This is a genomic window from Cellulosimicrobium cellulans (assembly GCF_016907755.1).
GTDB lineage: Bacteria > Actinomycetota > Actinomycetes > Actinomycetales > Cellulomonadaceae > Cellulosimicrobium > Cellulosimicrobium cellulans_D.
The window spans coordinates 3,717,725-3,730,538 of the sequence record NZ_JAFBCN010000001.1; the positions used below are offsets into that span (position 1 = coordinate 3,717,725).

The 12,814-nt window shown below is 74.4% G+C and carries 7 protein-coding genes; 3 read left to right on the forward strand and 4 right to left on the reverse strand.

The annotated features are described in order from the left end of the window. Positions 1-57: 57 nt before the first annotated feature. On the reverse strand, positions 58-3,501 hold the full coding sequence (locus JOE63_RS16160) for a carbohydrate binding domain-containing protein (RefSeq protein WP_204542595.1): 3,444 nt from the start codon (positions 3,499-3,501) through the stop codon (positions 58-60). 223 nt (positions 3,502-3,724) lie between these two features. On the opposite strand from JOE63_RS16160, the gene JOE63_RS16165 reads away from it, so the two are divergent. Continuing rightward, positions 3,725-5,233 (forward strand): glycosyl hydrolase, encoded by a 1,509-nt coding sequence (locus tag JOE63_RS16165; RefSeq protein ID WP_204542597.1) that lies wholly within the window; start codon positions 3,725-3,727, stop codon positions 5,231-5,233. 100 nt (positions 5,234-5,333) lie between these two features. Continuing rightward, positions 5,334-7,565, forward strand: a complete 2,232-nt coding sequence (gene glgB, locus JOE63_RS16170; RefSeq protein WP_204542599.1) for a 1,4-alpha-glucan branching protein GlgB — start codon at positions 5,334-5,336, stop codon at positions 7,563-7,565. Positions 7,566-7,829: 264 nt separating this feature from the next. Here the strand turns inward: glgB and JOE63_RS16175 are convergent, their stop codons facing one another. Genes JOE63_RS16175 through JOE63_RS16185 form a run of 3 tightly spaced genes read right to left on the reverse strand, consistent with a single transcriptional unit; the run spans position 7,830 to position 11,010 of the window. Then, positions 7,830-8,777: a tetratricopeptide repeat protein gene (locus tag JOE63_RS16175; protein WP_204542601.1), complete on the reverse strand. Its 948-nt coding sequence runs from the start codon at positions 8,775-8,777 to the stop codon at positions 7,830-7,832. Between the two features lie 20 nt (positions 8,778-8,797). Continuing rightward, positions 8,798-9,835 carry a hypothetical protein gene (locus tag JOE63_RS16180; RefSeq protein WP_087469496.1) on the reverse strand — a complete coding sequence of 346 codons (1,038 nt, stop codon included), beginning with the start codon at positions 9,833-9,835 and terminating at the stop codon, positions 8,798-8,800. Further along, entirely contained in the window at positions 9,832-11,010 is a 1,179-nt protein-coding gene (locus JOE63_RS16185; protein WP_204542603.1) for a hypothetical protein, read from the reverse strand. The genes JOE63_RS16180 and JOE63_RS16185 overlap by 4 nt, the downstream gene beginning before the upstream one ends. A 376-nt stretch (positions 11,011-11,386) precedes the next feature. Between JOE63_RS16185 and JOE63_RS16190 the strand changes: the two genes are divergently transcribed. Further along, positions 11,387-12,811 carry a hypothetical protein gene (locus JOE63_RS16190; RefSeq protein ID WP_204542605.1) on the forward strand — a complete coding sequence of 475 codons (1,425 nt, stop codon included), beginning with the start codon at positions 11,387-11,389 and terminating at the stop codon, positions 12,809-12,811. Positions 12,812-12,814 lie beyond the last annotated feature (3 nt).

Consider the following 12,814-nt stretch of genomic DNA (forward strand, 5'->3'; position numbering starts at 1 on the left):
ACGACGACGGCCCGCACGGCCCTTCCGGGTCGCGCGGGCCGTCGTCGGGCTTTGTCCTCAGCCGCAGGCGACCGCCGCGTACGGGGCGTCGAGCTCGACCGCGTCGTCGCCCGAGCCCACGGTGACGACCGCCGACCCGCCGGGCACCGACGTCGCGCGGACCGCGAACGACTGGTACGCGTTGGCCCCCGGCGCGACGGCCGCGAAGGCCCTGCTCCCGTACGGCGTGCCGAGCGTCACGGCGATCGGCACGTCACCGTCGTTCGTCGCCCGGACGGCGACGTACGCCTTCCCCGCGAGGCACCGCGACGACGCCTCGACGGTCACGGGCACGTCCCGCGCAGCGACGGCGGTCCGCACGTCGTCGACGACGAGCGCCGCCGGACCGTTGCCTCCGAGGTAGAACGAGATCTCGGTGACCGCCTGGAGGTCCGGGCGACCGCCGCCGCCCGCCCACGGCGGGAGGGCCAGGTCCGCGAACGGCACGTGCACGACCCCCGCGGGCTGCGGGCCCGCGTCGGGCAGCACCGTCTCCCAGAACTGGCCGCCCGCGACGACCTGCACGGTCAGGTTCTGCCCCGCGCCGAGGCCGGAGCGGTCGAGCCACAGGTCGAGGCCCTCGTAGCCCCACCACGACTGCGGCGCGTCGAACGTACGGGTCACGCCCGCGTACCCCGACGACGCGAGCGTCGTCGCGAGCCGCATCGCATGACCGCCGCCGGCGCCGGGGACGAGCGTCGACGTGATCGGGTCGCCTCCCGTGTTCGCGCGGTGCGCGGCGGTGAGCGCGGCGTCGTCGGCGAAGCCCTCGTAGTCCTCGACGACGAGCGGCTCGGTCGGCAGCGCGTCGGTCGCGAAGGTCCGCGGCCCGCCCGTCATGCCCGTGCCCCCGGCGCCGTTCACCGCCTCGACGTGCCACGTGTACGACGTCGCGGCGTCGAGCTCCACGGCAGGTGCGAGGCTCGTGCCGCGCACCTCGGCGGACACGAGCGGCGTACCGGGCGCGTCGGTCCGGGCGAGCGTCACGCGGTAGGTCGCGGCCTGCGCCGCCGGCTCCCACCGCAGGGTCGGCGTGCCGCGCAGTGCGGACGCGCCGTCGTCGGGCGCGAGCGCCGCGAACGCGCTCGGAGCGGCGAGCTCCCCGCCCGTGCCGAACAGTTGCACGTGGCCGAGCTGCTGCGCCCACTCCGGCGTCGCGTCGGCGGGCCAGACCGCGCGCACCGCGTCGGTCCCCGCGGGCAGGGGCGCGGTGTACGCGAAGCGACCCCACGCGCCGCCCACGGTCCCCGGAGCGCCGGCGACCGCGGCGTCGAGGCCCTGCCACGCGCCGTCGACCCGCGCCTCGAACGCGAGGTGGGCCGGCTCGGCGTCGGGCCAGTACCACCCCGTCGCCTCGAGGCGCGTGAGTCCGTCCGCCTCCCATGCGAGCGACGCCGCGCCGGGCGTGTCGCGCTTCGCCCGCCCGGCATCACCGCCGAACAGGTCCGGGTTGCCGGTGTCGATGCCGACCGACCCCTCGACGTTCGCCCCCGCCAGGTCGTCCAGAGCGTCGTCGAGCACGGGCAGGTCGGCGGCGCCGCGCAGCGTGACGCGCTCGAGCCGCGCCGACGAGCCCGCCGGCCACGTGACGCGGAGCCGCTCGCCCTGCGCCGCCGAGACCGCGACGCGGAAGCGCCCGTCCTCGTCGGGCCCGACGGCGGTGCTCGCCGCGGCCCACGTCTCGCCGTCGGTGCTGGTCTCCACGACGAGCGCCGCGACGTCGGCGGCGGTCGCCGCCCGCACGCGCAGCTCCGCGCCCGTGAGGCCGTCAAGCGCCCACGTCGCGTGCGCGGCGCCGTCGCCGGCCGGGCCGAGCAGCGCGGCGTCGCCGTCGGGCGTGACGCGGAGCCCGGCGTGGTCGACGAGCGGACGCTGCGTCTCGAGCGGGTCGACGAGGACCTGCTCGCCCGCCGCGACGACGACCGACTCCGAGACGGGCCCGTCCGTGCCGTCGGTGCCGACCGGCACCACGCGGTAGGCCGCGTCCCCGCCTGCGGACGTGTCGAGGTACGGCTCGCCCGTGTCCGTCAGACCCTCGGCGACGACCTCGAACGGCCCGCTCGGGACGCCGTCCGACACCGCCGCGCGCTCGACCCGGTACGTGGCCGCGCCCGCGGCGCCGCGCCACGACACCTCGTGGAAGCCGTACGTGCTACCGACCGACGTCACGAGCGGCTGCTTCATCTCGACGGCGACCGGGGCGCCCGCGAGCGCCGCCGAGAAGTCGCGGATCGCCGCGACGTTGCCGCGCATCCGGTCGTCTGCGCCCGGGTCGTGCAGCGTGAAGCCGTCGTCGTGCGGCACGAGGCCGGACGCGTCGTCGTGCCCGAAGAGGGACCAGAACATCATGCCCGTGACGTCGGGCTCGGCCGCGAGCGGCTCGAGCAGCTCGGGCGTCGCGGCGGTCGAGGCGTACTCGCCCGCGATGTACACCTTCCCGGCGTCGGTGATGCGGGCCGCGTCCGCGCGGACGCCGCTCGCCGTCGGCGGGTAGTAGTGCACGTCGACGATGTCGACGAGCGGGGAGGCGAGCGTGTCGTCGTCGATGCCGAACCGCTTGCCCGCCGCGACGAGCTGGCGCGGCGCGCGCTCGGAGATCTCGGTGGCGACGTGCCCGATCCACTCCGGCGTCATGCCCTCGAGCTCGTTGCCGAGCTCCCACGCGAGGACCGTCGGGTCGTCCTTGAGCGCGAGCCCGGTGTACGGGTTCACGTGGTCCATGACGTGGTGCACGTAGTCCGTGAAGTCCGCGACGACGCGCGGGTCGGAGTAGAACTCCGCGCACGGCGTGAGCGGCGTCGTCGGCGCGCACAGCCCGTACGGGGCCCCGAAGTCGCGGTGCCCGCCGTGGTAGTACGCCCACTCGTCGGTGAGCGGCAGGACGAGGCGGATGCCCTTCGAGCCGGCGTAGGCGACGGCGTAGTCGATGCTCGCGAACGCGTCGGCGTTGTACCCCGCCTCCTTCGACGGGAGGATCGCGAGCGGCGTACCCGTCGACGCGAGCATGTGCGAGCGCACGACCGTCACGCCGAGGTTCGAGGCCGTGTCGAGCGCGTCGCGGATGCGGAACGCCGTCGGGTAGTCGACCGTGCCGGGCGGGACGTTCTCGTCGAGGCCGAGCCAGTAGATGTTCGTCCCGCTGAAGCGGAACGTCTCGCCGTCGAGGACGAGGCGCGCGCCGTCGCGCTCGACGAACGAGGTGTTGCGGCTCTCGCCGAGGGGTGCGCTCACGGCGGGGGTCTCCTTCGTCGGGGCGGCGGCGGTGCTGGTCGGGCTGCCGTCCGCGCTGCCCGCGGCGGCGCCGACGGGGACGACCGTACCCGCGAGCGCCAGCACGACGGCGGTGGCCAGGCCGAGCGGTCGGCGCCCGGCGGGGGGTCGACGCCCGGCGTGCGGTCGGCCTCGGTGGGTGTCGGCGTTGCCTGCGCGGGGCCTCGCCGCACGCAGTCGTCGTGGGGTCATCGTCCGCTCCTTCGCGTCGGTGGCGCGCCGGCCGCCCGACGCAGGGCGACCGTAGAGCGTGGTCCACCCTCGTGTCAACGCTGTCACCGTGACATCGCTTCCACGGCCGATCCAAGTGTTATCAACACATTAAGCGGTTCATGACAACGCTAGACAGCAGCATCGGCTCGGTACTACCGTGGCCGCTCGTCAGGCACCACTCACGCAACGGCGCGGAGGACGCATGCGACACCTCATCCCCACCCAGCCCAGACCCGGGCACGCTCCCGAACCGGCACCCGGCGCGACGACGATCGCCCGCCGGAGCACCCCGCGACGCGCCCTCACGGCGCTCGCAGCGGGTCTCGCAGCGCTGCTCGTGGCCACGCTCGTCCCGACCACCCCCGTCGCGCACGCCTTCCCGGCGCGCGACAAGCAGGCGGTGATCGACTACCTGCGGTCGATCACCGGGACGTCGATCGTCTCGGGCCAGCACAACAAGGAACCGGCCTCGGCACCCGGTCAGTACACCCAGCAGGTGCGCGACATCACCGGCCAGTACCCGGGCCTGTGGGGCGGCGACATGATGTTCCGCGGTCAGGACCAGGCGAACCGGCAGCGCGTCGTCGACCAGGCGAAGACGGAGTGGGCCAACGGATCGCTCGTCGCCCTCACGTGGCACGTCTGCTCCCCGACCGGACCGTCGACGTGCGAGTTCGAGGGCGGTGTCAAGACGCAGATCAGCCAGAGCCAGTTCGAGCAGATCGTCACCGGCGGCACCGCGCTCAACCAGACCTGGCGCGCGCGCATGGCCGAGGTCGTGCCCTACCTGCGCCAGCTCAAGGACGCCGGCGTGCCGGTGCTGTGGCGGCCGTTCCACGAGATGAACGAGACGTGGAACTGGTGGGGCGGGCGCGCCGGGGCCAACGGCGGCGCGAAGATCTACCAGCAGATGAAGGACTACTTCGACTCCCAGGGCCTCGACAACCTCATCTGGGTCTGGAACGTCCAGGACAACCCGAACGCGAACTGGGCGAGCTACTATCCCGGCTCCTCCTACGTCGACGTGGTGAGCCTCGACGTCTGGTACAAGAACCACCCCAGCACCTCGGACTACCAGCAGATCCAGTCCATCGCCGGGAGCAAGCCCATCGCCATCGCCGAGATGGGGAAGGTCCCGAACGACGCGCTCCTCACGGCCCAGCCACGCTGGAGCTACTTCATGGTCTGGTCCGAGCAGCTGCGCGGGAGCAACACGGACGCCGAGGTCCAGGCGGCGTACTTCCACCCGCGCGTGCTCAACCAGGGCGAGGTGCAGCTCGGCTCCGGCGGCGGGACGCCGAACCCTGGCCCGGCTCCCGCGACCGGCGCGATCGTCGGGCTCGCCGGCAAGTGCGTCGACGTCGCCGCGTCGGGCACCGCCAACGGGACCACCGTCCAGCTCTACACGTGCGCGCCGGGCGTCGCGCAGACGTGGGAGGTGCGCGCCGACGGCACGATCCGCAACCCGAACGCAGGCAGGTGCCTGGACGTCGCGGGCCAGGGCACGACCAACGGCACGGTGGTCCAGATCTGGGACTGCAACGGCTCGGGCGCGCAGCAGTGGGTGTACTCCGCGGCGGCGCAGTCCCTGCGCAACCCGCAGTCGAACAGGTGCCTCGACGTCACCGGCCAGTCGTCGACGAACGGGACCCGGCTCCAGGTCTGGGACTGCACGGGCACCGCCAACCAGCGCTGGACCGTGCCGTCCTGACGTCCTCCGGTCCGGCTCGCCCGGTGGTCGCGAGCGCCCCCTCGCGGCCACCGGGCGAGCCTGTCCGGTGCACGGCACGCGGACGTGGAAAGGTTGCCCCATGACCGGGCCAGCCGACTCCGCCACCCCGCCCCCCGTCGTCGTGCCCGCGGACGCGCTCGCCGCCGCGGCGTCCGGCCGTACGTTCGACCCGCACGCCGTGCTCGGCCCGCACCTGGCGCCCGACGCGGACGACGCGCGTGCCGTCGTGCGGGTCCTGCGCCCGCTCGCCGACGAGGTCGTCGTCGTCACGACCGACGGCGAGCACGCCGCCGCGCACGAGCAGGACGGCGTCTGGGCCGCCGTCGTCCCGGTGCACCAGGACGCCGACGGGACCCGGCACGCCCCTGACTACCGCGTCCGCGCGCGCTACGGCCACGAGGCCACCACGACCGACGACCCGTACCGCTTCCTGCCCGCGCTCGGCGAGGTCGACCTGCACCTCCTCCGCGAGGGCCGGCACGAGGAGCTGTGGCGCGTGCTGGGCGCCAACCTGCGCACGTACCCCAGCGCGCTCGGCGACACCACCGGCACCGCGTTCGCCGTCTGGGCGCCCAACGCGCGCGCCGTCCGCGTCATCGGCGACTTCAACGGCTGGGGCGCGACGCACCCGATGCGTTCGCTCGGCTCGAGCGGCGTCTGGGAGCTGTTCGTCCCCGGCGTCGGCGCGGGCGCGCGGTACAAGTACGAGATCCTCGGCCCCGACGGCTCGTGGCGCCAGAAGGCCGACCCGCTCGCCAAGGCGGCGGAGGTGCCGCCCGCGACGGCGAGCATCGTCGTCGAGTCGCAGTTCGCGTGGACCGACGACGCGTGGCTCGCCGCGCGCGCCGCCCACGACCCGCACACGCAGCCGCTGAGCATCTACGAGGTGCACCTGGGCTCGTGGCGCCAGGGCCTGTCCTACCGCGACCTGGCCGAGCAGCTCACCGCGTACGTCGTCGAGCAGGGCTTCACGCACGTCGAGCTCCTGCCCGTCGCCGAGCACCCGTTCGGCGGGTCGTGGGGCTACCAGGTCACCGGCTACTACGCGCCGACGTCACGGTTCGGGCACCCCGACGACTTCCGCTACCTCGTCGACCGCCTCCACGCCTCGGGCGTCGGCGTCGTCGTCGACTGGGTCCCGGCGCACTTCCCGCGCGACGAGTGGGCCCTCGCGCGTTTCGACGGCACCCCCTGCTACGAGCACGCCGACCCCCTGCGCGGGGAGCAGCCCGACTGGGGCACGTTCGTCTTCGACTTCGGGCGCAACGAGGTCCGCAACTTCCTCGTCGCCAACGCGACGTACTGGCTCGAGGAGTTCCACGTCGACGCGCTCCGCGTCGACGCCGTCGCGTCCATGCTCTACCTCGACTACTCCCGCGGCCCCGGGCAGTGGCACCCCAACGTGCACGGCGGGCGCGAGAACCTCGAGGCCATCGCGTTCCTCCAGGAGGCCAACGCCACGGCCTACCGACGCACGCCCGGCGTCATGATGATCGCCGAGGAGTCGACCGCGTGGCCCGGCGTGACCCGTCCGACGTCGGCCGGAGGTCTCGGGTTCGGGCTCAAGTGGAACATGGGCTGGATGAACGACTCCCTGCGCTACGTCGCGGAGGAGCCCATCAACCGGCGCTACCACCACCACGAGATCACCTTCTCGATGGTGTACGCCTACTCCGAGCAGTTCGTCCTGCCGATCAGCCACGACGAGGTCGTGCACGGCAAGGGCTCGCTCTACGGCAAGATGCCCGGCGACGACTGGCAGAAGCGCGCCGGCGTCCGCGCGTTCCTCGCCTACCAGTGGTCCCACCCCGGCAAGCAGCTCCTCTTCATGGGCAGCGAGATCGGCCAGCACACCGAGTGGAACGAGGGCCGCTCGCTCGACTGGGACGGCCTCGCGGCCGACCCCGGCCGGCAGGGCGTGCAGCGCGCCGTGCGCGACCTCAACGCCCTCTACCGCGCGACCCCCGCGCTCTGGGAGCTCGACCACGACCCCGCCGGCTTCGAGTGGCTCGACGCCGACGACGCCGACCACAACGTCCTCGCGTACGTCCGCCGCGGGCGCGACGGGGGCGAGGTCGCCGTCGTCGTGAACTTCGCCGGCACGCCGCACGAGGGCTACCGCGTCGCGCTGCCGTCGGGCGGAGCGTGGCGCGAGGTGCTCAACACCGACGCCGAGGTGTACGGCGGGTCGGGTGTCGGCAACCTCGGCGAGGTCGAGGCGGAGCCCGTCCCGTGGAAGGGTCGTGCGCACTCCGCGACCCTGCGCCTGCCCCCGCTCGGCGCGCTGTACCTCGTCCCGTCACAGAGGTAGAGGTCTGCCGACGTCGAGGCCTGGTCTGCCGACGTAGAGGTCTGGTCACCCTGGGTGGTGGGTGGGCTGGTGGCGCCGGGTCTACCATCCGCCGCTCGTTCCTCGCGGCTCCCGCCAGGCCCGCCACGACCCGGCGCCACCACCCCACCCACCCGGCTTTCGTCGCACCTCCTGCGCTGCCTCCTCAGCGCGACGGCGGCCGGTCACCGTGGGTGACCGGCCGCCGATCGTCCGGGTGCGGGTGCGGGTGCGGGTGCGGGTGCGTCAGTAGAGGCTGATCGCGAGGCGCTGGCGGGCCTTGCCGACGCGGGGGTCGGTGGGGCCGACGACCTCGAAGTAGTCGAGGAGGCGCACGCGGAGCTTCTCCTTGCCGTCGGCGTCGGCGCCGGGGAGGAGGTCGAGCAGGCGGCCCAGCGCGTCGTCGACGTGGCCGCCGAGGACGTCGAGGTCGGCGATGGCGAGCTGCGCGTCGACGTCCCCCGGCGCGTCCGCGGCCGCGGCGCGGACGGTGGCGAGGTCGGCGTCGCGCGTGCGCTGGAGGAGGCGGACCTGCGCGAGCCCGGCGACGGCGAGCGCGTCGCGCGGGTCCTGCTTGATCGCCTTCTCGTAGGCCGCGACGGCGGCGTCGAGGTCGTCGCGCTCGATCGCGTCGTACGCCTCCTGGTGCAGCGGCGGCAGCTCCGGCTCCGGCTCCGGGGCGGGCTCGGCGGGCACGGGCTCGCCGTCGCCGCCCTGGGACGGCGCGCGGCCGGTGACACCGTTCGCCTCGGCGGCCTGAAGGACCTGCTCGATCACCGAGCGCACCTGCTCGGCGGGAGCGGCGCCCTGGAACAGCGGCACCGGCTGGCCCTGGAGGACGGCGACGACGGTCGGGACGCCCTGCACCTGGAACGCCGCCGTGATCTGCGGATAGGCCTGGGCGTCGACGCGGGCCAGGAGGAAGCGGCCCGCGTACTCGTCGGCGAGCGCGCCGAGGTCGGTGCCGAGCTGCGCGTTCGCCTGGTCGGTCGGGATCCAGAGCAGGACCACGACCGGGTACTGCGTCGAGTCCTGGACGAGCTGGCCGAACGTCTCGTCCGTGACGTCGACGACGTAGCCGCCTGCCGCCGGGGCGCCGCCCTCCTCCCCGGGAGGAGGGGACTGCGGCCTGGTCAGCGCGGACAGGTCGACCGCTCCGCGCACGTCGAACGCGGGCTGGGTAGGTTCGCTCATGGTCGCAATCCTACGGAGCGTCAGGCGTTCGCCACCGATGTCGCGACGTGCTCGTTGCCGACGACGCGGATCTTCTCGTCCGACCCGGCCGGCGGGACGTAGAGCGCGACGACGTCCTGGTACCCGACCTTGAGCACGTTCGTCGGGGTGGCCGTCCCGTACAGCGCCTTGATCGTCTCCGTGTCGGGCGGGACCTGCGCGCCCTCCTCGGCCGTCATCGACTCGAGCGACGTCATGGCACCGACGACGAGCGCACCGCCGTCCGCGGTCCGCACCGAGCGGACCGGCTCGTCGGCGTTCGGGGTGAACGCCAGCGCGTACGCGCCGGCGGCGGGCTCGAGCGCCGTGGTCCACGCCTGGGCGCGCTCGGCGAGCAGCGTCCGGAACGAGTCGTCCTCGAACGACCCGGCAAAGCCGGAGCCGGCCCCGAGGTTGAGCACGTCGGCGTACTGCGCGACGGCGTCCGTCGGCGTGACGAGGAGACTCGAGTCGTCGGGCGCGACGGCCTCGCTCCCGATGCTCGGGTCCGCGAAGCTGGGCATCGTCACGCCGGGGAGCAGCCGGACCCACCCCCAGAGCTGGTACACGTCCCGCGCGCCCGCCTGCTCGAGGACGGAGAGCCGCGGGGTCTGCAGGCTCTCGGGCTGGACGCTCACGGCGTACGACGTGCGCGGCCAGGTCTGCGTCGTCGGGATGACGACCTGCTGGGCCTCGGTCGGCAGCTCCGTCACGAGGTCCGCGTTGCCGCGCGCGGCGGCGACGGCGAGCTGGCTCGTGCGGATCGCGAGCGCCGGGCCGGTGACGCGGGCGTCGAGCTGCGCCGGGTCGTTCGCCTCGCTCGCCGCGGCGAGCGCGGAGGCGACCGCGTCCAGCACCACGGTCTCCTGCGCCTCGGAGAGGACGGGAGGGGGCGGGTCCTGGGTGGGGTCCGGCTGCGGCGTCGGCAGGGGCGTGGAGCAGGCGGCGAGGAGGAGCGCGCCGACAAGACCGCCGGCCACCCCGGCGAGGTGACGGCGGGCGCGTCGGGCGCGGGCCGTGTCGCGGGTGGTGCTGGTCATCGGGTGCTGTCCTTCGTCTCGTCCGGGTCGCGCTGCGGGTCGGGGGCCTCGCTCGTCCCCGAGCTGCCGGGAGTGAATCCCCATGCTCGGCGCCAGGCGTCGGCACGTGTCGTCGCGCTGTCCTGGGTGGTCGGGTGGCCGTCCGCCGCGTCGACGGCCGGCTGCGCCGCGGTCTTGGGGCGCCGCTCGCCCCGCGCGACGATCGGGATCTGACCGGTGAGCCAGGCGCGCCGCGGCTTCTGCGCGCGCGTCTGCTGCTGCGCGAGGCGGTCAGACTCCTCGCGCTCGCGCAGCTCGCGCCGCGTGAGCATGCGCACCTGCGCGGTGTCGGTCGGCGCCTCGCCGCCGTTCTCGCCCGGGTCGTGCTCGCCCGCCGGCGTCTGCGGCGAGGCGGCCGGCGCGACCGTGGGGGTGGCCGACGTCGCGGTGCCACGTCCCGACGGTCCACGGCGCTTGGGCCGCAGGCTCGCCGCGCCGATGCCGAGACCGAGGAGGATCAGCACCGCACCGCCGATGACGCCCGGCCACAGGAGCGGGGTCTCGACCTCGCGCGGCCAGGAGAGCTCGAGCGTCGGGGCGACGGCGTCCTCGCCCACGCCGGCCACGAGAAGCTGCCAGCGGCCGGGCTGGTCGGACCAGCGCAGGCTCGCCGAGCCTGCCCCCGTCGACTCCTCGAACCACATGTCCGACCCGGCGGGGTCGACGCCGACGACGGCCGTCTCGCCCTCGGCGGGTGTCTCGCCCTCAGCCGGCGTCTCGCCGTCCGCGGGGGTCTCCCCCTCGGCGGGGGACTCTCCGTCCGCAGGGGTCTCCCCCTCGGCGGGCGTCTCCTCCGCGGCGGCCGGCTCGACCGCACGCGTCGCGAGCGCGTCCCAGTCGCTGAGCCCGGTGACCACGCCGTGCGCGTCCTCCCCGACCCAGCCCGTCACGTCGACCTCGCGGCCGATCGCGAGCGTGACCTGCTGCTCGCCCGGTGCCGTGGCACGGATCGTCACGTCCTCGGCGACGAGGTCCAGGACCCCGGGCTCGGTGACGAGCAGCGTGCCGTCCCCCGTGTACGCCGTGGTCGCCACGACCGTGTCGCTGTCCCGCCAGACCGTGGCGGACGCGACGCCGAGGCCGACGGCGACGAGCCCTCCCACGAGCAGGAGGGCGGCGATGATTCGTTGGAGCACCGAGCTTCCCTTCGTCGATCGACGTTCCAGAATAGGTGCGAAACCCCTCGTAGATCGACCGCGGGGAATCGTGCGCGGATCCTCACGATCCGTTCACGAGCCCCTCTCCCCACGGTCCCACGCTCGTCAGCCGGCCTTCAGGAAGGGCTCGCGCGACGCCGTCGGACCGGTCTGCCGCGTCCCGTCGTGCCGTCCGTCCCGCAGCACTGCGACCATCGTCTCACCTGCTCCAATCCGGGTATTCAGGACAGCCCGATCCCCGTATCCTGGTCGGAGCACGGCGGGGCCGTGGCACGACCGCCGCGCCCTCCCTCCTCGCGAGGGGACGCCGCCCGGCGGCGGACGCCGCGACGAACCAGCACCGGAGGTCATCGACGTGTCCGACGAGCGCACGCTCTTCCCCATCACCATGCGCGGGTACGACCGCGTCCAGGTCGAGGCCCAGCTCGCGAAGCTGGAGAAGGCCGTGGAGGACGCGCGCTCGCGCGTCGAGGCCGCGGACGCCCGCGCCATGCAGCTCACGAGCGAGCTCTCCGACGCGCAGCGTCAGCTCCGCGAGGCGGACCGCCCCTCGTACGCCGGCCTCGGCTCCCGCATCGAGCAGCTCATGCGCTCCGCTGAGGAGCAGTCCGCGGACATCCTCTCCCAGGCCAACGCCCAGGCCGCCGACATCATGGCGCGCGCCAAGCTCTCGGCCGGCCAGGTGCGGTCCCGCGCCGAGAACGAGGTCGCCGAGCTCCTCAACAGCGCGCGGCTCGAGTCCGAGGAGATCCGCGCCACGAGCGCCTCGGAGGCCGAGGGCACGCTGATCAGCGCGCAGCGCCGCGCCGAGGAGTTCGTCGGCTCCGCCGAGCGCGAGGCCGCGCGCATCCAGAGCGCGATCGCCACCGAGGAGAGCGAGCGGCGCGCGTCCCTCGAGCGCGAGCTCGGCACCCTGCGCGCGACGGCGGAGCGCGAGACGACGGAGCTGCGCGTCACGACCGAGCGCGAGGCCGCCGAGCTGCGTGCCCGCGTCGCGGCGGAGACCGCCGCTCAGCGCGAAGCCGCCCAGCGCGAGTCCACGGAGCTCCTGGAGAACGCGCGCCGGGAGGCGCAGCGCCAGGTCGACGAGGCGCAGCGGAAGGCCACCGAGGCCGCCAACGCCGTCACGTCGGAGATGGAGGAGCTGCGCGACAAGGCCCGCACCGCGCTCGCCGACGCGGAGCTCGACGTCGTGCGCCGCCGCGAGGAGGCGGAGCGCGAGAACGCGGAGCGGCACGCCGCGGCCAAGGCCGAGACGGAGAAGCTCGTCGCCACCGCCGAGGAGCACGCGGCGGAGGCGGAGAAGCGTGTCGCGCGCGCGCTGGAGCAGGCGGAGAAGGTCCGCACGGAGTCGGACGCGTACGTCAAGGACCTCATGTCGACGGCCCGGCGCAACGCCGACCAGATCGTCGCCGAGGCGCGCTCGTTCGCGGACCAGACGGTGAGCGACGCGAAGGCGGAGGCCGAGCAGCAGCGCAACGTGGCGCAGCGCCAGCTCGAGGACCTCACGCGCCAGCACGACTCGATCAACACCTACCTCGACGAGCTGCGCGGGCTCCTCGGCGGCGAGGCCGAGCCCGCGAAGGCTCCGGCGAAGAAGGCTGCGGTGCCTGCCGGCACGCCCGCGCAGCAGGCGCGCGCGGCGCAGCTCCTCACGGCGGAGTTCCCGGTCGTCGCGGAAGAGCCGGACCAGCAGGGCGGGTCGGGCACCTCGACGAAGCGCGGCCCCGCCGGTCAGGCTGACGTCGAGGCCGAGACCGACGCTCCTGCACCGGCCTGACCG